Source organism: Bacteroides sp. AM54-2NS, from assembly GCF_003602935.1.
Lineage (GTDB): Bacteria > Bacteroidota > Bacteroidia > Bacteroidales > Bacteroidaceae > Bacteroides > Bacteroides xylanisolvens.
Genome location: NZ_QTMZ01000026.1, coordinates 19358 through 40310, shown reverse-complemented (window position 1 = coordinate 40310; position 20953 = coordinate 19358). Strand labels below are relative to the sequence as shown.

At 41.9% G+C, this 20953-nt stretch carries 15 protein-coding genes and 3 pseudogenes; 8 read left to right on the top strand and 10 right to left on the bottom strand.

The window, feature by feature from the left end; all coding sequences use genetic code 11:
- Positions 1-5 precede the first annotated feature (5 nt).
- A pseudogene (locus DXA05_RS16235) lies at positions 6-1327 on the bottom strand (ATP-binding protein).
- Between the two features lie 998 nt (positions 1328-2325).
- Between DXA05_RS16235 and DXA05_RS27785 the strand changes: the two are divergent.
- The 3 genes and pseudogenes from DXA05_RS27785 (at position 2326) to DXA05_RS16220 (ending at position 4975) form a co-directional block, all read left to right on the top strand.
- Positions 2326-2457, top strand: coding sequence for a hypothetical protein (locus DXA05_RS27785; protein WP_008026195.1), 132 nt, complete (start codon positions 2326-2328; stop codon positions 2455-2457).
- 124 nt (positions 2458-2581) lie between these two features.
- A pseudogene (locus DXA05_RS16225) lies at positions 2582-4527 on the top strand (heavy metal translocating P-type ATPase).
- Positions 4528-4534: 7 nt separating this feature from the next.
- The gene (locus DXA05_RS16220) at positions 4535-4975 is read left to right on the top strand and encodes a transcriptional regulator (RefSeq protein ID WP_004314986.1); all 441 of its coding nucleotides are present in this window, start codon (positions 4535-4537) and stop codon (positions 4973-4975) included.
- 71 nt (positions 4976-5046) lie between these two features.
- Here the strand turns inward: DXA05_RS16220 and DXA05_RS16215 are convergent, their stop codons facing one another.
- Entirely contained in the window at positions 5047-6048 is a 1002-nt protein-coding gene (locus DXA05_RS16215; RefSeq protein WP_008644979.1) for a malate dehydrogenase, read from the bottom strand.
- Between the two features lie 187 nt (positions 6049-6235).
- Between DXA05_RS16215 and DXA05_RS16210 the strand changes: the two genes are divergently transcribed.
- The 3 genes from DXA05_RS16210 (at position 6236) to DXA05_RS16200 (ending at position 9205) form a co-directional block, all read left to right on the top strand.
- On the top strand, positions 6236-7075 hold the full coding sequence (locus tag DXA05_RS16210) for a S1-like domain-containing RNA-binding protein (RefSeq protein ID WP_128859387.1): 840 nt from the start codon (positions 6236-6238) through the stop codon (positions 7073-7075).
- Between the two features lie 115 nt (positions 7076-7190).
- Entirely contained in the window at positions 7191-7883 is a 693-nt protein-coding gene (locus DXA05_RS16205) for a DUF4476 domain-containing protein (RefSeq protein WP_128859386.1), read from the top strand.
- An 86-nt stretch (positions 7884-7969) separates the two neighbouring features.
- A complete protein-coding gene (locus DXA05_RS16200) occupies positions 7970-9205 on the top strand; it encodes a hypothetical protein (protein ID WP_004314990.1) in 1236 nt (411 codons plus the stop codon).
- Between the two features lie 27 nt (positions 9206-9232).
- Here the strand turns inward: DXA05_RS16200 and DXA05_RS16195 are convergent, their stop codons facing one another.
- Positions 9233-11191, bottom strand: a complete 1959-nt coding sequence (locus DXA05_RS16195; RefSeq protein ID WP_128859385.1) for a biosynthetic peptidoglycan transglycosylase — start codon at positions 11189-11191, stop codon at positions 9233-9235.
- Positions 11192-11506: 315 nt separating this feature from the next.
- Here DXA05_RS16195 and DXA05_RS16190 point away from each other — a divergent pair, with 315 nt between their 5' ends.
- Positions 11507-12022, top strand: coding sequence for a DUF3836 domain-containing protein (locus DXA05_RS16190; RefSeq protein ID WP_128859384.1), 516 nt, complete (start codon positions 11507-11509; stop codon positions 12020-12022).
- Positions 12023-12166: 144 nt separating this feature from the next.
- Here the strand turns inward: DXA05_RS16190 and msrB are convergent, their stop codons facing one another.
- The 6 genes from msrB to DXA05_RS16160 form a co-directional block, all read right to left on the bottom strand.
- Complete coding sequence (msrB, locus tag DXA05_RS16185; RefSeq protein WP_128859383.1) at positions 12167-13195, bottom strand: peptide-methionine (R)-S-oxide reductase MsrB; 1029 nt, start codon at positions 13193-13195, stop codon at positions 12167-12169.
- 84 nt (positions 13196-13279) lie between these two features.
- Positions 13280-14617: a TolC family protein gene (locus tag DXA05_RS16180; protein ID WP_008026224.1), complete on the bottom strand. Its 1338-nt coding sequence runs from the start codon at positions 14615-14617 to the stop codon at positions 13280-13282.
- 9 nt (positions 14618-14626) lie between these two features.
- Entirely contained in the window at positions 14627-15727 is a 1101-nt protein-coding gene (locus DXA05_RS16175) for an efflux RND transporter periplasmic adaptor subunit (protein ID WP_008644983.1), read from the bottom strand.
- A 56-nt stretch (positions 15728-15783) separates the two neighbouring features.
- Positions 15784-17025: an ABC transporter permease gene (locus DXA05_RS16170; protein WP_008644985.1), complete on the bottom strand. Its 1242-nt coding sequence runs from the start codon at positions 17023-17025 to the stop codon at positions 15784-15786.
- A 4-nt stretch (positions 17026-17029) separates the two neighbouring features.
- Positions 17030-18289 (bottom strand): ABC transporter permease, encoded by a 1260-nt coding sequence (locus tag DXA05_RS16165; protein ID WP_008026227.1) that lies wholly within the window; start codon positions 18287-18289, stop codon positions 17030-17032.
- 90 nt (positions 18290-18379) lie between these two features.
- Positions 18380-19096, bottom strand: coding sequence for an ABC transporter ATP-binding protein (locus DXA05_RS16160; RefSeq protein WP_008026229.1), 717 nt, complete (start codon positions 19094-19096; stop codon positions 18380-18382).
- 179 nt (positions 19097-19275) lie between these two features.
- Between DXA05_RS16160 and DXA05_RS16155 the strand changes: the two are divergent.
- Positions 19276-20255, top strand: a pseudogene (locus DXA05_RS16155) (ROK family protein).
- 319 nt (positions 20256-20574) lie between these two features.
- On the opposite strand, the gene rplS reads toward DXA05_RS16155, so the two are convergent.
- Complete coding sequence (gene rplS / locus DXA05_RS16150; RefSeq protein ID WP_004296199.1) at positions 20575-20925, bottom strand: 50S ribosomal protein L19; 351 nt, start codon at positions 20923-20925, stop codon at positions 20575-20577.
- Between the last annotated feature and the right edge of the window lie 28 nt (positions 20926-20953).

Here is a 20953-nt window from a genome sequence, read left to right as displayed (position 1 = left end):
ATGTACTACATATCTTCCAATGACAAACACATTGTTTCAATAGTATAACGAGGCAATAGCTTTTTCTTCAAATGTTCAACTTTCTGTTCCAGCAACTCTGGCTTAAAGTTTTTACGTTGGCGTTTTACTTCAGCAACTACTGCTTTGTTTTTTTCAAGACCGAGTGCAACAATATCTATTTCGTTTTGGTTCCCTTTGTTTTCCCACCATGACCCGATGGCACGGAATTGATAACTTCTGCGAATTTCTGTTTGAAGTAAAGTTCTAATATCTTTCCGCTGTAGGTTGGATAATCAGCTTTTATGATATTACGCAGCCCTACAAAGTTTTTAATTTCTATCAATGAACGGTTACGATCGAAGTAATTGAACCAAAACCTAATAAAATTATCACATATTTCATATCGGACAGTTGTTGAGCTCTCTTTAGCTAAAATGGGACGTTGGCGTATGATAATATTATAATCGTCTATCAGACGTTTCAGGTAGCCACCTGCGCTTTTTTCTCCTAGTGCTGCCTCAATTTCTGCTTGTGTATTTCTGCCTCCGGCAATTGCACTTAAAATAGAAAAGTAGGTTCCGTAATTTTTTCCAAATTCTTCTATCAACAAATTTTTTCCTTCTTCGGTAAAGGGAGAATTATCGCGAGCCATAAAATGGATCATGCTTTCCACGTGAAGCATATGGTTGTCGCAAAAAAGTTCCACGTATTTAGGTACCCCGCCAGTAAAAGTATAAAGTGCTAAAAGATCATCATTCGAATGTGTCGGGGCATATTCATGCATGATTTCTTTTAGAACAGAGAGACTAAAGGCTGACAGCTTGATTATGTTATCAGCTCTTCCGAAGAGTGGTTCTTTGTTGTCTTGGAAAATTTTTTGCATAAGAGAATAGATGGAACCACTGACAATCAAATTCATGTGTGAGGACTTCCGATATTGGTCCCAAATATTTTGCATATCGCTGAATATGGATTCATTAATAGTATAGAATTCCTGAAATTCATCAATAACTAGGTTGAAAGTCCGTTGTGTCGAAAGCTGCATTAGGTATTGGAATAAGTTTCGGAAACTTCGGATTTCTGTCGGAACAAAGATTTGTAGGGCTTGTGCGATAAGTGGGATGAATTCTTCGCACAAGGTTGCTTCATTTTTGCGCCCTATAAATAAGTAGACAGTGGGAGTCTGTTCAACGGCTTTCATAATGAGGCTTGTCTTCCCAATTCTACGGCGACCGGTAACGACTGTCATTCTTGAACTTTCCTCAAATGCCAATTGCTGAATTCGTTTTAGCTCTTTTAGTTCTTCTTCTCTATTATAAAACCTCATAGTCAGTGAATTATATTAGTAACTGTGGTTACTGTAACCACGGTTACAAAGATATTTATTCTTAGGGGAACGGCAAACTTTTTCTTTCTTTTTATAAATTCTTTACCCTTCCCAATTAAAAATTTTATGATCGTTTCTATTGATTTATACCAATTTTATTGTCAAACTGTCAGGGTGATATTCAAGTATATGAATATCAATACTATATCACCTGACAATAGATGCTGATAATAGGCTGACAATAAAATATATCTACTTTTACTGTCAGCCTTATTTTTATCTCTTATGATCCTTTTATGACTTGATAAATAATAGCTTTAGAAGCATGTTCTGAAGTAACGTCGCATTTTAGTAACAGCCTCCCAAAGTGATATCTACCTATATAGTTCCATTAACGTGCCTATGTAGTTGCCCTAGAGTGCCAGTATAGTTCTACTAAAGTACCGCTATCTTTACTTTGTCACGGCCGTGGTAACTTCTTCCCACAGCCGTGACGAGTTCCTACCACGGCTGTGGAAAGATCTCGTCACAGCGTGGAGAGTTAACAATACTGATGCTTTAATGGAACAATACCTACTTGTTAAGTGAAAGATACCGGCTATATAACATTCATTTAATAGAGGGATTCATTTTAAAAAGCTGCTTTCTATGTGGATGGTATGGTTACTGCAGGCGATGATGTCCTTCAGGTGCTTATAAAATGGAACAGGCTGACAATAAAAGTTCTGATTTTTTATTGTCAGCCTATTGTCATGGCTTATTGTCAGCATGTAAACCGGTGATAATCATTATACTATCGGGAAAAAACTTTGGTTGACAATAAGAATCATCAAATTTATATGTAATCTTCTTCTGTCCTGTCAAAGTTCGTCCTGTAAAGGATAAGTAGCAGTTGACAACTAAAGAAAATAGTAGCTACAGTTGGAAAGAAAAAGAAGTCTTGCTTAATATATTAAGCATGTTTTTGCTATATTTGTGCAATATAAAGAGCATATTTTATGGAAAAACGAATAATAAAGGCAATTATAGCCGAGCGTCAGCAAGAAATTAGTAAGATTCAGCTGGTTGAAAGACCGATATCATTACTTGGGATGAAGAAAGGACAATTTCAGGGAATGAGTTGGATATAGAAGTCGTGCCGGTTTGGAAATGGCTGTTGCGATATTGCTGACATTGAAAGGTGCTAAAACCGATTTATGCAACTTTGTTGCATAAATCATTTGCTACCTTTGCATCAACTAAATGATGAATGTTATGGGACATTGTAGTTGTGGCGCTCACTCATGCGCAGCAGAAAAAAAGGTTGATGTAAAGGTTTCGGTATTCCATGAATATGGGAAAGTGATATTCTCTCTCCTGCTGCTGGCAGGTGGAATAATAATGAATGCTCTCGATTTAGCATTCTTCCGTGAGGATATGTTTCTTTGATATGGTATATCGTAGCCTATCTTCCGGTAGGGATTCCGGTGATGAAAGAAGCCTGGGAAAGTATCAGGGAAAAAGACTATTTCAGTGAGTTTACTCTAATGGTTATTGCTACTCTGGGGGCTTTCTATATTGGCGAATATCCGGAAGGAGTGGCCGTGATGTTATTTTATACAGTAGGAGAACTGTTTCAGGATAAAGCGGTAGATAAGGCCAAACGTAATATCGGAGCCTTATTGGATGTAAGACCCGAGAAAGCACTGGTACTTAGAGAGGGTAATCTTGTTCTTGAAAGTCCTAAAAAGATAAAAGTCGGTGAAATCATAGAAATAAAGGCAGGTGAGCGAGTACCACTCGATGGAACCATGCAGAATGAGGTTGCCGCTTTTAATACAGCTGCATTAACGGGCGAAAGCGCGCCTCGTAATATTCGGAAAGGGGAGGAAGTGCTTGCCGGAATGATTGTAACCGACAAGGTAATCCGACTTGAAGTGACGAGACCTTTTGACAAGAGCGCACTCGCCCGAATATTGGAACTTGTTCAGAATGCCGCCGAACGTAAAGCTCCGGCAGAATTGTTTATTCGCAAGTTTGCCCGTGTTTACACACCGATTGTTATCATACTGGCCGTATTAATTGTATTATCTCCATTTGTCTATTCACTTATCAATCCTACATTTGTATTTACATTTAATGATTGGCTATACAGGGCTTTGGTCTTTTTGGTGATTTCATGTCCATGCGCATTGGTGGTTAGTATTCCGTTAGGCTATTTTGGTGGTATCGGAGCGGCATCCCGATTGGGTATTTTATTCAAAGGAGGTAATTATCTGGATGCTATCACCAAGATCAACACGGTGGTATTCGATAAAACAGGAACCCTGACAAAAGGAACCTTTGACGTGCAGGCCTGTAAAAGTGCAGGCGATATTTCGGAAGAAGAATTAGTGAAACTGGTTGCTTCGGTAGAAAGTGATAGCACACATCCGATTGCCAAGGCTGTTGTAAACTACGCAAAAGAACAAAACATAGAACGTGTAGCTGTTATCGGTACGAAAGAATATGCCGGCTTCGGATTGGAAGCAACGGTAGGCGGAATTCCGGTTCTGGTTGGTAATTGCCGGTTACTGTCCAAGTTTGATATATCCTTTCCGCAAGAATTGTTGAAGATGACAGATACCATTGTAGTCTGTGCTGTTGGAAACCGTTATGCCGGTTATCTGTTGTTGGCTGATGCCTTGAAAGAAGACGCAAAGGTAGCTATTGACCGCTTAAAAGCTTTAAATATTGAAAACATACAGATATTATCCGGTGATAAACAGAGTATTGTTACTAACTTTGCGGAGAAGCTCGGCATATCGAAAGCCTATGGCGACTTGCTGCCGGAAGGGAAAGTGAAACACCTGGAAGAATTGCGTCAGGATGAGGCAAACCGGATTGCATTTGTCGGCGATGGAATGAATGACGCACCGGTGCTCGCTTTAAGTCATGTCGGTATTGCTATGGGAGGATTGGGCAGTGATGCAGCCATTGAAACAGCCGATGTCGTGATACAGACAGATCAGCCGTCGAAAGTAGCCGAAGCTATCAAAGTAGGAAAGCTGACACGAAGAATCATTTGGCAGAATGTATCACTGGCATTTGGAGTGAAATTGCTTGTATTGATTTTGGGAGCCGGTGGAATCGCTACTCTTTGGGAAGCTGTCTTCGCAGATGTAGGCGTTGCGTTGCTTGCCATAATGAACGCCGTCAGAATACAGAAAATGATAAAGTAGGAGAAAGATGGAAGAAGATATTTATTTGGATAAGCTGGTCAGAAGAGATATTAAGCCAACTGCAATAAGGCTCTTGGTGATAAAAGAGATGATGCAGGCAGAGCGTGCAGTGTCATTGCTTGACCTTGAAACATTGCTCGACACAGTCGATAAATCGACCATATCCCGTACCATCGCTCTCTTCTTGTCTCATCACCTCATACATAGCATAGACGATGGAAGCGGTTCGTTGAAGTATGCCGTTTGCGACAACTCTTGCAATTGTGTGGTACAGGATTTACATTCGCATTTTTATTGTGAGAAATGTCATCGGACATTCTGCCTGGAAGGTACCCATATCCCGGTGATTGATTTGCCTGAAGGATTTACTTTGCATAGCATTAATTATGTCCTTAAAGGGATTTGTCAGGAATGTTCTTCTGTGGGAATGACATTGGCAATGAAATAAAAAAGACCGAAACCCGGAACGATAAAAAGATCGTCAGGTTTCGGCCTTCTGCTTTCGCTAATATTGTTTGATTAGTCAATATTGGGATTCAAAGCATGCCAGTCCTTGATGGCTGGGATGATTCCCATTTCAATCACTTCGTCACGAAGTTTACATAAGTGTTCGTAGCTCTTTTCTAATTCTTCCTGTTCGGCAGGAGTTCCGGCTATTTCTTTATAAGTAACGCCGTCTTTAGTAATTGAAGTTTCCATCGCCATCATGATATGGTCGAATTTGCCATTGGAAACATACGTTCCGGCAGGCCAGCGGAATGGCTGTCCGCCCATAGCAGCAGCAATCATTTCGATAGACAGATAAGCCGGGCTTTGGAAAGAAGAACGGCCGCGCAGGTCGATGATATGTTTTCCACCCTGGATGACACGTACTTTCAGTGCTTCCCATTCCGTCAACGGAAGGCGGGTAGTACCGATGAAATCGGTCAGGGGTTCTCCTTTTATTTTGGTGGTAGATGCAAATACAGCCATTTGTTCTCCATGACCGCCATACGTACGACAATTCTGAATGTCGGAAGCGGGGATATGGAAGTATTTCACCAGTTCGTTTTGCAGGCGGGTGCTATCCAACGCAGCCAATGTAGAAACTTGTGAAGGTTTCAAACCTGAATACAACAAAGTAATCAAGCCGGTGATGTCTGCAGGATTAAAGATGACAACGATATGTTTTACGTTCGGGCAATATTGACGAACGTCTTTTCCGAATTGAGCGGCAATCTCTGCATTTCCTTTCAACAGATCTTCGCGGGTCATACCTGCCTTACGGGCTGCTCCACCGGAAGAAACAATATAAGAAGCTCCGGTCAGCGCTTCTTTGATGTCGGAAGTATAGGTAAGGTTGACACCCTCAAAACCGCAATGATACAGTTCTTCAGCTACTCCTTCCAAAGCTGGTGCGAATGGATCATAGAGACAAATATTCGGAGTGAGTTTCATCATCATGGCTGTTTGTGCCATGTTGGAGCCGATCATTCCGGCAGCTCCCACAATCGTAAGTTTCTCGTTGGTTAGAAATTCCATAATTTTATATGTTTAAAAAGGTGAATAATTTACTCTTTCTTTTTGTCGCTACAAAGTTAACATATTAGAACGCAGATTGTTCATTGCAAATAGTTTTTCTCGATAACGAAAAGTTATAGCTGACAGATTGAGGGATCTATTCAAAATAGATTATCTTTGCTGCTTATATAATATAATAGATAAGAATATGAGCATCGAATTAGGAAAGTTCAACCAGCTTGAAGTCGTGAAGGAAGTCGATTTCGGCGTATATCTCGATGGTGGGGAAGAAGGTGAGATTTTGTTGCCTACCCGCTATGTGCCCGAGGATTGTAAGATAGGAGATTTTTTGAATGTGTTTCTTTACCTGGATATGGATGAGAGGCTGATTGCTACGACACTGACCCCGTTAGTGCAGGTCGGACAGTTTGCTTGTCTGGAAGTCTCCTGGGTAAATCAATACGGAGCTTTCCTGAACTGGGGATTGATGAAAGACCTATTTGTGCCGTTCCGTGAGCAGAAGATGAAAATGCAGGTTGGACGGAAATACGTGGTTCATGCACATGTGGATGAAGAGAGTTACCGTATTGTGGCTTCAGCAAAAGTGGAACGTTATCTGTCGAAAGAAAAGCCGGAATATGCTCCGGGAGCAGAGGTGAATATTCTTATCTGGCAGAAGACGGACTTAGGCTTTAAGGCAATTATAGATGATATGTATAGCGGTTTGTTGTATGAAAATGAAATATTCTGTCCGTTGGAGACAGGGATGGAAATGAAAGCTTTTGTGAAACAGGTGCGTGAAGATGGTAAAGTAGATTTGATTCTTCAGAAACCCGGTTTTGAAAAGATTGACGATTTTTCGAAAACGCTGCTAGACTATATCAAAGAGCACGGGGGACGAATTAACTTGAATGATAAAAGTCCTGCGGAAGATATCTACGATACGTTTGGTGTCAGCAAGAAAACCTTTAAGAAAGGAGTGAGCGACTTGTATAAGAAACGTCTGATTACCTTGCACGAGGATGGCATTGTTTTGGCGGATTCCTAAACAGAATAGGGATTTCCCTACATACGAATAGAGAGAATCATTGGGGTGGGGAGTTTCCTCACCCTATTTTTGTGGTATCAGATTAAAGATATAAATAATAAAAACGAGATAAGTTATGCGTAAGATTATAATAAGTTTCTGCATCCTGTTCGCTGCCCTTTCCTTACAAGCGCAGTCTGTTAACGGAATCCGTATCGACGGTGGGAACACTCCGATACTTGTTTACTTGGGAGGAAACCAAATCAGTTTGCCTACTACTACCTGCTTTATAGCCAATTTGAATCCCGGACATTATATTGTTGAAGTATATGCCACCCGCTTTACCCGTCCGGGAGAGCGAGTATGGAAAGGAGAAAAATTGTATAAAGACTATGTTTATTTCGATGGTAGGGGAGTGAAAGAGATATGGGTAGACGGACGTGATAACATGCATCCGGAAAGACCCGACCGCCCCGGACAGGGGGGACATCGTCCGGGACAAGGAGAACACCGCCCGGGATATGGTTACAACAGGGTCATGAACGATCAGCTCTTTCAAACGTTTTATAATGAGATGAAGAAGGAGCCTTTTAAAGATGATCGTATAAAGTTGCTTAATGCTGCATTGGCCGGTTCTGATTTTACATCTGCCCAATGTCTCCAACTGACCAAACTTTATACATTTGACGATGACCGGATGGAAATTATGAAGATAATGTATCCCCGCATTGTAGATAAAGAAGCTTTCTTTACAGTGATTAATACCCTGACATTTACTTCCAGCAAGGACAAGATGAATGATTTTGTGATAGGGTATGGTCGGCGTTGATACTATTAACTGTACGGTTATAGAGATATGTTACGCATGTTTATTGAGGAATATTATCGGAATAATAAATGATAGGAGATTGAATTATGAAACGAATACTTTTTTTACTCTTTGCGGTCGGTCTGACTGCCAATATGACCGTAATGGCTGGAATGAGCACCAGCAAGGTACGTAAGGAGACACGTTTTCTTACCGATAAGATGGCGTATGAATTGAGTTTGAGTACACAGCAATATAATGATGCGTATGAGATTAATTACGACTTTATTTATTCTGTCCGTAATATAATGGATTACGTAGCACGTGGTTACGAATGGGCATTGGATGATTATTATGAAGCTTTGGATATCCGTAACGACGATCTTCGCTGGGTATTGAGTGATGCGCAGTATCGTCGGTTTCTCGGTGCCGAGTATTTCTATCGGCCGATTTATGTAACCGGAGGGAAATGGAGTTTCAGGGTTTACATCAATTACCCGAACCGTAGCTTGTTCTATTTTGGTGTGCCTTATCATTACCGTACTTATTGTGGAGCGCATTATCGTCCACACTTTCACCATACAAGCTACTATCGGGGAAGATATACTAATTTCAACCATTACTCTGCACCGCACCGGGTGAGAGATCAGAGAGTATATCACTCTTATCGTCGTTCGGACTTTGGTTCTGTCCGGTTCCGTCCGAATACTTCCACTCGTCCGCATAATGCACCGACACGTCCGGGTAATTCTTCCCGTCCGGGTTCATCAACAACACGTCCCGGAACGTCTCGTCCAAGCACATCTACTCGTCCTGATACGTCTCGTCCCGGAACGACAACGCGACCTGGTACGTCGACTCGTCCCCGTCCGGAAACAAGTTCCGGTTCTTCAAGCTCTAATCGCAGACCGACAAGCGGAAGTTCGACAAGTAGCGGTTCCAACCGTGAAAGTGGAAAGACAAGTCGCAGCTCAAGGGAAAGTTCAAGTAGGCGAAACGATAGTAGTGGTTCCTATAATAGAAATAACAGTTCTGATAGAAACAATAGTTCTTCCAGTCGTGGTAGCTCCGGTCGTGGCAGTTCTAGTTCCAATCGTGGCAGTTCTAGCTCCAGTCGTAGTTCTTCCAGTCGCAGTAGTGAAAATACTACCAGCCGTAGCAGTAGTACTACCTCTAGCCGTAGTAGCGGTAGTTCGAGTTCTACTCGAAGCAGCGGTAGCTCTACCCGGAGCAATGTTTCCAGCGGACAAACAGAAAGACGCTCTTCTTCCGGAAGTACGAGAAGTAATAGCACTCAAAGCTCTTCCCGTTCTTCTGAAAGAAACAGCAGTTCAAGAAGATAACCTATTCCTTTATTATTTATATCAATCTCATTGCTCCTCAGCGGTAGGAGAACTAGACTTCGGTTTTTCACCGGCTAGACTATTCCGGGCGTCGCCCGTAACTTGGATATCGGGGCGGATACTATCCGCCTCGATTTCACTTATTACTCCTTTCTGTGCAAGACGTTTTGCAATCAGCTTGTAGTAACCTTCCATATTCTCCTTTAATTGTCCGTCTTCTGCAAAAGAACTGCGGAAATGCTTGGGTTTCGGGATAATGGAAGCTAGGAAAATACTTTCTTCCGTGGTCAGTTGCGAAGGGCGTTTCTTGAAATAATAAGCAGACGCTTCCTGAATACCATAAACGAGCGGTCCCCATTCTACAATATTCAGATATACTTCGTACATACGTTCTTTGGAAGTTAGTCTTTCATTCTCTATCAGCCACACAATCAATGCTTCTTCCAGTTTACGCGCAAAGTTCTTGTTACGGTTCAGGAATACATTCTTTACCAGTTGCATGGTGATCGTACTTCCTCCGCGTGCAAAGCGTTTCACTTGCAGGTCGTAAATCAGTGCTTCCCGTAAGGCATCGGGCAGGAAACCGCGATGATAAAAGAATGCTCCATCTTCGCTTTGCATGACAGACATTCTTAGAATGGGGGAAATGCTGTCTAAGGGTGTAAAGTGATTGCATGAAGGGCCGATAGGGAAGGTTCGTACCGGCACTCCATTCTCATAAGCTGTGTAAATGAACTCACCGGACATTTTGGAGAGTGAAGTAGCTCCATAGCTTATGATATGGAAATCTTTTTCTTTCAATTCAGATTCCAGTTTGAGACTATCCAGTTGCGCAAAATCAATGTCTAACAGAAAATGATAAGCCAGCTCGCCACTTGTCTTGATGCCTTCCAGATTACTGAATAATCCTTTCGGCAGAGAACTGAACAGATCGTCTGCCGGAAACCAGGATTTGTTGACTGCTGCAGTGAAATGCCAGTTTCCCTTCTCCTTCTCGGCCCGTAAATAAGGATGAAACTGGAGTTTGTTGAAGTCAACAATGGTGGTACTGTCCAATTCAAATGAGTGCCCGTTTATGTTCATCTCGTAACAGAGTTGTCCGCGATCGAGATGAATGATTTCAGGAGAGAGGGCTTTATGAAATACGTCCAGCCCGTTCACTCTTGCTTTTCCTTTGAGATAGACTTGTTTGGAAGACCCTATTTCTTTCGTCAGGCTATACGATAAAGTGTCAAAGGTTATCTTAGCACCATATCTACGTGTTATATAAGGTATGGAAACTTTTAGAGAATCAGATGAATAAAGCGTTGCTTTTAATGAGTTGTAATGTTGGTGCAGTTCACCATTGGCTATCCAATGCTGTGCAAAACTGTCTTCTTGTATGGTGATGACGGATTGAAAATGATTTTCTTTAATGATAAAAGAAGGAAGAGTGAGAGATACAAAATTATTGTTTTTTCTTTCCGTGATACAGATATTGTTTAGTTGTCCGTTTTCGGGCATAAAACCATAACATAAATTTAATATTTTGTTGATTCTTTCTGCGTAATTTGTTTGGGGGGCCGTTTGTGGCGACGTTCGAGTGAGATATTCTGGTTTCTTTCTAAAAAGAAAATCGTAGTTGGCGACGGAATCCCGCTTTGTGAATGCAAGTGTAATTCCGTCTGCGGCTACATAACGTATTTTTATTTTTCTGCTTAGTAATTTCCAGAAGTTCAGTTTGACACGAGTGGATGTGAGTGTCAGTAATGTGTCTCGTTGTTCGGGTACAACAGAGAGACCTTCGAGGATGATTTCATTCAATCCATTCATTTCCAGATTATCGTAATGAATACGTAGCCCGTGAGTTTGCTCAATATGGGAGGTACGTTTGTCGACTATGCTTCTTAAGAGAGCGTTGCGACTTAAATAAAGACTGATGAGACAGATGAGTAGACCCCCACTGGCTGACAGCAGAAGAATATGTTTCTTACTGTTCTTTTTCATCGTTTGATTTTGATAATTTATCGGATGCAAAGGTAGACAATATTCTGTTTCGTAGTATATAAACTGTTTTTTTAATTGGTTGTTCGATTCTAAGCGTACAACTGTTCATTTTCGTACACCACTCTGTTTTGCAATCTTTCTGATTATTAGCTTGTTATCTTTTTGGCACGCTCGTTGCATATCTATAGTCGCAAGCGGACAACGAAGAAAAATGAAAAAAAGTTCAGAATGTTGCAACCGTTTGAGACACTTGAGCCGTCTAATAAACAGAAGAACAAAAAAACAGAATGTTGAACAAATAAAAAATATACAATTATGAAAACTACAGTATTATTCAGAATGATCGTTTTAGTTGCTATGGTATTTGCAGGTATCTCTAATGCAACAGTGAAGGCACAAAACAATAACTTCATTACTAATGAAGAAAAAGTAGATGATCTCGTGGTGTCGAAAGTGATTTACAGATTGGATGGTTCTCTTTATCGTCACATGAAATATGATTTTACCTATGACGATCAAAAGAGAATGGCTACCAAAGAGGCTTTCAAATGGGACGCTTCCACTGACAAATGGCTGCCGTACTTCAAGATTGATTATACTTATTCTTCTAATGAAATCACTTTGGTATACGCACGTTGGAATGACTCACACAGAGCTTACGATGCATCTGTTGAAAAGAGCGTGTACGAATTGAACGACGCTAATATGCCGGTAGCTTATATGAACTATAAATGGAATGATAAATGGATTGAAGAATCTAGTGTGAACTGGGCTATGAACGTGGCTACTCCGGCAACGAATGAAGCAACTCTGCTGACTGCCAGCAGATAAAAATAAATTAGGAGTTGTGAAACTCCTTCTCTCTCTCTTAATTTAACTGCATTAAAAACGGTGGATTGCCCTATGAGGAAATCCACCGTTCTGTTTATCTGATAAACAGCTTATATTGATTTGTATTACTTTCCGGTGCGGTGCCTATTTAACGAGTGGCAAATATTCTCCATAACCTTCCTCTTTCATTTTCTCTTTCGGGATAAAACGAAGGGAGGCGCTATTGATGCAATAACGTAATCCGCCTTTCTCTTTCGGACCATCTGTGAATACATGTCCCAGATGCGCATCCCCAGTTTTACTGCGCACTTCCGTACGTATCATGCCATGCGAAGTATCTTTCTTCTCTGCGATGATATCTTTTTGAATCGGCTGGGAAAAGCTAGGCCACCCGCAACCCGAATCGAACTTGTCGGTAGAAACAAACAAAGGCTCTCCGGTGGTAATATCAACATAAATGCCTGGGCGGTGCTCATTCCAGTATTCATTGTGGAAGGCCGGTTCGGTGGCATTCTTCTGGGTTACTGCATATTGTTCCGCCGACAGTTCCTTGCGGAGGGTTGAGTCATCCGGTTTTTGATACACTTTAGTTTTCGGTGCATTGGCTTTGCGTGCCATTTCAAATAAAGCAGGATTGATGTGGCAGTATCCTCCAGAATTTTTATCCAGATAGTCCTGATGGTAAGTCTCTGCGGGATAGAAATTAGTCAATGGCTTTACTTCTATAGCGATAGGAGTCTTATATTGTGCAGACAATAGTTTAATAGCCTGGTTGATGACAGGAAGATCTTCTTTATCTACATAGTAAATCCCGGTTCTATACTGTGTTCCCCGGTCATTACCCTGACGGTTGAGGCTGGTAGGATCAATTGTCTTGAAATACAGATCGAGCAGCAAATTTAAATCTACCGTTTTAGGATCATAAACCACCTTTACTGTTTCCGCAGCATTGGTTTTTCCTGAACAGACCTGTTCATAACTCGGGTTGGCAACATTACTGTTGGCATATCCTACTTGAGTACTTTCTACTCCTCGAATTTGTTTCAGGAAATGTTCTGTTCCCCAGAAGCATCCTCCTGCAAAATAGATTTCTGCTTGATTTTTCATTGGTTTAGCAACTCCTAAAAATGTATTACTAATCACTACGATCACTATGATGATAAAATACTTCATATCCGTTAGTTCTTTCTATAATAACGAATGAACCAACGGATATGTTTGAAGGAACTACTATACTAAACTCAAATATATTTCTTTTTATTCAATGATCTGTCCTTTGTAGAAATCCAGAATTTTAGTCCGGAACAGATAGTCGTATTTAGCTTGCAACTTATCCGAAAGAGCTTTCGTCAGATTAAGTTTGGCTTCATTATATTCTACAAAGGTAGCTTTGCCGTTATTGAATTTCTCACTCATCAGGCGGAAAGACTCCTCGTTGGCTTTCACTGCCACTTCACTGGAGTTGTACTTGCTTTCAGCAGCTAGAGCATTATACCAAGCCTGCTGAATCTCTTTGTAGAGTACTTTCTTTGCGTTATCCAATCTCAAAGATAAGTCTATTTGTTGTAAACGAGCGGTGCGTACTCGGTTTCGTGTAGAAAAACGATTAAAGATCGGAACGCTCAAATTGAATCCTATATACTTATTTAGGTTGTTCTTTATCTGACTGCCGAAGCTGTTTTCTGATCTTCCGCTCACCGTATAATAATTGCTACCCAAACCGGCGCTGAAAGAGAGTTGTGGATAGAATGCACTTTGAGCAATACGAATGCTATTAAGACTACCTTGTAAACGGTATTCTGCAGCCTTAATACTTGGTTTGTAAGCAAGAGCCTGTGTATATATATCATCCGGTGGGGTGAGAGATTCGAACTCTAGTTCTTCCTTAGGACTTTCGAGCACGAATCCTTCAGGCGTAGGTAATTCCAAAAGTTGGGTGAGGTCTAATAATGATAACTTGTACGTATTGTCTGATTGTACAGCAGTCATTTCGTCCTGTGCGACACGGGCTTGTGCTTCGGCCACTTCAGAAGGAGATGCTTTACCTACTCCGTGGAGCCCTTGGATGCGCTTTAGCTGGTCTTTGCTTAAATCTACCTGATTATGAGCAACCTTACTTAATTCTTGGTTGAATAAAACCTGCAAATAAGCGGAAGTGACATTGATTGCAATGTCTTCTTTGGCTTTATTCAAATCTTCTATAGCGGCTTTTAAATCCAACTTGGCAAGTGAATATTGGTTGGATAACTGCAAACCGGTAAATATAGGTACATTGGTTCCCAAGCTGAAACTGGTATTGGCACTGTTAATGTCACTATACGAGTTGTCTATCGGAGAAGCAGTACGTCCCCAACTCCAGTTTTGGCTGGCGCTACCGCTCAAATTCGGAAGACGTGTCCATTTGCTAGTGTTTACACTCACTTTATTGGCTTCAACACTGTTGGTCGATTGACGAATCTCTATATTATGCTCGATGGCATAGTCGATACATTGCCGCAATGTCCATGCTTGCGGGGAGTTGTTCTGTGCTTGGATAGAAGTGATTCCGATCCCGGCAAGCAGAAGGGCTGATATGGTTTTACGAATTATTTTCATTGAATTCAATTATTTATCTTTTTTCTCTGCACCCCGTATTTTATCCTGTGCAGTTATTCCTTTCTTGATTTCTATCTTGATTCCATCACTCATTCCGGCAGTCACCTGCGTACGCTGGAACTTTTGTTCGGGCACTGAATCTGTCATGATGTACACAAATGTAGAGTCGCCATTAAACTCAATAGTGCTTTCGGGGACTGCCAATACTTGATTTGCCCTTTGCAACACGATTTCCGCATTAGCCGAATATCCGGAACGAATCTGAACGGAATCCGGAATGGTAATTGCAGCCTTGATTTCAAATTGGTTGGCACCATTGGTTTCTACCCCTTTCGGAGAGATATATTCCAGAATGGCGTTGAAAGTCAGATTCTGCAAAGCTCCGATTGTCAGTTTGATCGGCATCTGTTCATGGATACGTCCCACTTCCGTTTCATCAATATTACCACGGAAAATCATGTCGTTCATATTGGCTACCGTAGCAATCGTGGTTCCATCATTGAACGTGTTACTCATAATCACAGAGTTACCGGCTTTTACAGGTACATCCAGAATCAACCCATCAATGGTAGAACGAATCATCGTACTACTGAACGATGCACTGTTTTTAGTAATCCCTTCTTTTACGATTTCCAGATTATCTTTAGCCGTCTGTCTCTCTTCACGAGCTTGCTTCAAGGCTACTTCACTTTTCTCATATTCTTCCCGGCTAATCAGCTGATCTTCGTATAACTTCTTTACGCGGGCAAAATCCGTTTCTGCCTGTGTTGCATTAATCTCTGCCAGGCGCACACGACTTTCCGCAGAATTCAGTTGACCGAGTTCAGGGATTACTTTTACTTTGGCGATCACTTCCCCTTTCTTCACAGCTTGTCCGGCTTCTTTGTACACTTCGTCGATAATACCCGAAATCTGCGGTTTGATTAAAATTTCGTCTCTCGGTTCCACCTTTCCGGTAGCTACTGTGGTCTTTTGGAGGTCAGTGACTTCCGGTTTTACTATTTCGTAAGTGATTACCTTGGGTTTAGACTTCTGATAAAGGAATACGAATGTTCCGACAAGAATGATAGCAATGACTACCAATAATGTGATTTTCAGATACTTTTTCATGACTTTATTTATATTTTTATTGTTTACGATTAATAATTGAAATCCCTCGCACCTCTTTATTCGTCTCGAATAGCTTCAATCGGTTTGATAGCCATAGCCCGATAAGCAGGTGCCAGACCTGCCAACATTCCCAGTGCGATCAGAAGAGCACAAGTGCCGATTGCCAGTCCGAAGGTAACCTGAAAACGGACGTCTCCTCCGTCGGCGTTTGCTCCCATCTCTACCAGTTGCAACACCATGACGGCAAAAGAGATTCCACACATTCCTGCAATGGTAGTAAGCACCATACTTTCCGATAGAATCTGTTGCAGGATATCTTTGGGGCGTGCGCCGATTGCCCGGCGGATACCAATTTCGGTGGTACGTTCTTTCACGGTTACCATCATAATATTAGATACGCCGATGGCACCTGCCAACAGAGTCCCCAATCCTACCATCCAAACCAGTATGTTGATACCGGTAAACAGATTGTCTACCATCGAAAACATTGCTTCCGCATTCAGGTACATAAGTGCCTGTTTGTCGTTAGGCGCGATATAATGCGCAGCTTTAATAATCTGTTCCATTTCCGGTTGTACGTCGGACACTTTGATTCCATGCTTCACGGTGAAGCAGATGACGTCGATCCGTCCTCCTAAGTTATACGTTTGCTGCATCGTGGTGAAAGGCAGGGTGACAGCTTCCGAAGCCCGTCCCTGTATGTTCATATCCCCTTCGGAGGAAGACATGCCGATCACCTGATAATAAATTCCGTCCACACGTATGTATTTTCCACAAGGATCCTCTCCCGGTTTGAACAGGCTTTCATAGATACGCTTTCCGATCACACACACTTTACGCGCTTCCTGTATATCCACTTCGTTGATAAACCTGCCGTAGGCCATTTCCTGTGATTCGATGTGGAGATAGTCCGGATATAATCCTTTCACGCTGCAATCGTATTTCTTATCTTCGTATACAGCTTTGGAACCCCAACGGGCAATGGAAGGAGTAATGACCTCCACATCTTTGACTTGCGAACGGAGGCGCTCGATGTCGATAGCTTCCAGATTCCACCACCTGCCTTTGCGGAAACCTTTGTAAGCTTCGCCCGTTTTCTGTGCGGCAAGGAAGCCGGAGTTGGTTGCGAATCCTTCAAAGTTCTTTTTCATCATGCCTTCCAGTCCTTGTCCGCCGCCGATCAGGGCGACGAGCATAAAGATTCCCCAGAAAACACCGAATGCAGTCAGCAGGCTTCTCGTTTTATTTCTTGTAATGGTAATGAGGATTTCCTCACAGGTATCCATGTCTATTCTCATAGTCTTAATCTGCTCTAAGTGCTTCGATTGGTCGGATGCTGACTGCTTTTCGGGCAGGGAATAATCCGGCTAACGTACCAGCTATTATTAATGTGAGTGTAGCCTGTATGGCGATTCTTATATCTACTGTCGGATTCAGGAAAACAGTTTCCGTCCACATTCCGGTATCCATTGTCTGATTGCCAAAGGCGTTATTCATCCATTCGGTCACTCCGATGCCCGCCACCATACCTATATATCCGAATATCGTGGTAATGGTGACACTCTCTACGATAATCAGCCAGAGAATAGAAAGCGGCTTGGCACCCAGAGCTTTGCGGATACCGAATTCACGGGTACGTTCTTTTACGGTAATCAGCATGATATTGGACACTCCTACAATCCCGCTTAACAGCGTGAAGATACCGATCACCCAGATGGCGATGCGTAGCATATTCGAGCCTTGCTGCTGTTGCAAGTAGTTGGTAAACCGGTTCCAAATCCAGATAGCACTATGGTCTGTCGGGTCAAAGCGATGATTAGCCCCCAGCACCTTGCGGTAATGAGCTTCAAATGCTTCATTCGCTTCTATCGTTTCCAGGTTTTTGGTAGTCATGACAAGGTTATTCAACTTGTCTCCTTTGTTGTAAATCGTTTGCAGGGTGGTGAAGGGGATGTAAGCATCGCTGTCTCCGCTGTCTCCTTTATCATTATACAGCCCTACTACCTGATAAACCACATTACCGGCATTGACAAACTGCCCGATAGGCTCGGTATGCGTTTTATCGAAAAGAATCTCTGCTGTCTTTTTATGGAGCACAATTACTTTCCGCCGCTCTTTTATATCAATTTCATTGATGAAACGTCCTTTGAAGAGTTTCACCACTTCTACTTCCGTATGGTTGGGATATACGCCGGAAAGATTCAAACTGACGTATTCTTGCCCGAAGCTTAAATTAATGCCTCCTTGCCACACGGTTGCTCCGGCTTTAATGACATGGTCCGGAAAATAATGGTCGGTAGCATCTACGTCTTTATTATCCAGTTGCACTCGTCTTCCTTCTTTCAGTCCATCGTATGATTTGCTGGTCCATCCCGGAAAAATCTTGATGGAGTTCATGGCACGTTCGGAAGCCGATTGCTCGAATGCATGGATCAATCCATTGCCTGCGCCTAACAGGACGATCAGCATAAAGATACCCCATGCCACAGCAAATCCTGTGAGAAAAGTCCTTAGCTTGTTACGCTTGATGGTACTGTATATTTCTTGCCAAATATCAATCATTTTTTTAAGTATTAGGTGATAAGTAAGTATTAGGTATTAAGTATTAAGCTGCGCTGCGACCGCATGGAATTAATACTTATTACTTAATACTTATTTCATGAAACCGTCTTTGCCGAACGGAGAGGCATCGTGGTCGATATTATCTTCAATGCGTTCGATAACCCCGTCCTTGATGTGTATAATCTTGTCTGTTTGGTTGGCAACTCCGCTTTCGTGGGTGACAACTACAATCGTCATTCCCAGCTTATGAAGATCTTTCAGAATTTGCATCACTTCCACGGAAGTTTTACTGTCCAAAGCTCCTGTAGGCTCATCTGCCAGAATGATTTGCGGTTGGGTGATTAAAGCCCGTGCGATTGCCACACGTTGTTTCTGACCGCCACTCATTTCGTTGGGCATGTGATGTGCCCAGTCTTTTAAACCCAGACGGTCGAGATATTCCAAGGCAAGTGCATTTCGCTTCTTGCGGCTTATCCCTTGATAAAATAAAGGAAGTGCTACATTCTCTACGGCATCTTTAAAGGAAATCAGGTTAAATGACTGGAAGATAAATCCGATCATGCGATTCCGGTATTCGGCAGCTTTGGTTTCGCTTAAGTTCTTGATGAGTACGTTATTCAGATAATACTCTCCGGTGTCGTAGTTGTCGAGAATTCCCAATATATTGAGTAAAGTTGATTTCCCAGACCCGGATGCTCCCATGATGGAAACAAATTCTCCCTGTTCGATATTGAGATTGATACCTTTAAGTACATGGAGAGGCGCTCCGTTGTTGTAGGTCTTGTTGACGTTTGTTAGTTGTATCACAATTTTCTTTATTTAGATTCTGTTTTCTAATAATTTTCTACTATTAGACGGCTGCAAGATACGAAAAGTTGCAAAGAGGTTGAACTTTTTTTGAAAAACATTTTGTAGACTCAATCTTCTTTACGTAATTTGTGTGCAGTAAACTTAATGATTAACTAACCCTTTTAAATAAAAGTATCATGAATTCAAACATGGAAAAGCCCTACGTAGTAGGTATTGACATAGGCGGAACGAATACCGTCTTTGGAATTGTAGACGCACGCGGAACTATTATTGCCAGCAGTTCAATCAAAACATCTGGTTATCCTACAGTAGAAGAATACGCTGATGAAGTGTGTAAAAGCCTGCTTCCATTGATTATTGCTAATGGTGGCGTTGATAAAATCAGAGGTATCGGTATCGGTGCTCCGAATGGTAACTATTACACGGGAACGATTGAATTTGCTCCAAACTTGCCTTGGAAAGGAATTCTTCCGTTGGCTGCCATGTTTGAAGAAAGACTGGGTATCCCCACTGCTTTGACAAACGATGCAAATGCTGCTGCTATCGGTGAAATGACTTATGGCGCTGCCCGTGGTATGAAAGACTTTATCATGATTACACTGGGTACCGGTGTGGGTAGTGGTATTGTTATCAACGGCCAGATGGTATATGGACATGACGGTTTTGCAGGCGAATTAGGACACGTGATCGCTCGTCGCGATGGTCGTCTTTGCGGTTGTGGACGTAAGGGATGTCTGGAAACTTACTGTTCGGCTACCGGTGTAGCTCGCACAGCTCGCGAATTCCTTGCCGCTCGTACGGATGCCAGCTTGCTTCGTAACATTCCTGCAGAAAACATTACTTCAAAAGATGTATATGACGCAGCTGTACAAGGAGATAAATTGGCACAGGAGATCTTCGAATTTACAGGTAATATCTTGGGTGAAGCTTTGGCGGATGCTATTGCATTCTCCAGCCTGAAGCCATTGTATTGTTCGGTGGCTTGGCTAAGTCCGGTGACTATATCATGAAACCGATTCAGAAGGCCATTGATGATAATATCCTGAATATCTATAAAGGTAAGACGAAATTGCTCGTTTCCGAATTGAAGGATTCTGATGCTGCTGTACTGGGTGCCAGTGCATTGGCTTGGGAACTGAAAGATTTGAAAGAATAATATATCATTATTATAATAAAGGTGATGAAGCCTCGGGAGTCTATGACTTTCGGGGCTTTGTTTTATTATTCCTTTCCGCCATCTACAAGGCATCTACAGCCTATTCAGAAAAGGGTTTATTCTCACTAGTATGAGAAATAATACTCATACTAATGGGAATATATTCTCATAGGTATGAGTATTTTTTCTCACAGGTGTGAGTATAGTTGAGAAAATGTACTTCCCAGATAATAGCTTTGCGAGAATGGTAGCAATAAAAAAGGGAACTTCATTCATTATGAAGTTCCCTTTTTTATTTCGAATCGAAAAGTTCGGCTTATTAGTTAGCTCTTTTTTCTTTGATTCTAGCTTTCTTACCAGTAAGAGCGCGCAGGTAGTACAATTTAGCGCGACGAACTTTACCTACCTTGTTCACTTCGATGCTATCGATAGCCGGTGATTCGATTGGGAAAATTCTTTCTACGCCTATAGTTCCTGACATTTTACGTACAGTAAAACGTTTCTTGTCTCCGTGACCGGCGATTTTGATAACAACACCACGGTACAACTGTACACGTTCTTTGTTACCCTCGATAATACGATATGCTACTGTTACAGTGTCTCCTGCTTTGAAGCTCGGGTGCTGTTTTCCGGTAGCAAATGCTTCTTCTGCAATTTTAATTAAATCCATTGTTGTTATTATTAAATTGTTTCATCGT

Bases quoted from the DNA above. Each gene is read 5' to 3' on its own strand.
- DXA05_RS27785 (WP_008026195.1), top strand. From the start codon at position 2,326: ATGGAAAAACGAATAATAAAGGCAATTATAGCCGAGCGTCAGCAAGAA.
- DXA05_RS16220 (WP_004314986.1), top strand. From the start codon at position 4,535: ATGGAAGAAGATATTTATTTGGATAAGCTGGTCAGAAGAGATATTAAG.
- DXA05_RS16215 (WP_008644979.1), bottom strand. From the start codon at position 6,048: ATGGAATTTCTAACCAACGAGAAACTTACGATTGTGGGAGCTGCCGGA.
- DXA05_RS16210 (WP_128859387.1), top strand. From the start codon at position 6,236: ATGAGCATCGAATTAGGAAAGTTCAACCAGCTTGAAGTCGTGAAGGAA.
- DXA05_RS16205 (WP_128859386.1), top strand. From the start codon at position 7,191: ATGCGTAAGATTATAATAAGTTTCTGCATCCTGTTCGCTGCCCTTTCC.
- DXA05_RS16200 (WP_004314990.1), top strand. From the start codon at position 7,970: ATGAAACGAATACTTTTTTTACTCTTTGCGGTCGGTCTGACTGCCAAT.
- DXA05_RS16195 (WP_128859385.1), bottom strand. From the start codon at position 11,191: ATGAAAAAGAACAGTAAGAAACATATTCTTCTGCTGTCAGCCAGTGGG.
- DXA05_RS16190 (WP_128859384.1), top strand. From the start codon at position 11,507: ATGAAAACTACAGTATTATTCAGAATGATCGTTTTAGTTGCTATGGTA.
- msrB (WP_128859383.1), bottom strand. From the start codon at position 13,195: ATGAAGTATTTTATCATCATAGTGATCGTAGTGATTAGTAATACATTT.
- DXA05_RS16180 (WP_008026224.1), bottom strand. From the start codon at position 14,617: ATGAAAATAATTCGTAAAACCATATCAGCCCTTCTGCTTGCCGGGATC.
- DXA05_RS16175 (WP_008644983.1), bottom strand. From the start codon at position 15,727: ATGAAAAAGTATCTGAAAATCACATTATTGGTAGTCATTGCTATCATT.
- DXA05_RS16170 (WP_008644985.1), bottom strand. From the start codon at position 17,025: ATGAGAATAGACATGGATACCTGTGAGGAAATCCTCATTACCATTACA.
- DXA05_RS16165 (WP_008026227.1), bottom strand. From the start codon at position 18,289: ATGATTGATATTTGGCAAGAAATATACAGTACCATCAAGCGTAACAAG.
- rplS (WP_004296199.1), bottom strand. From the start codon at position 20,925: ATGGATTTAATTAAAATTGCAGAAGAAGCATTTGCTACCGGAAAACAG.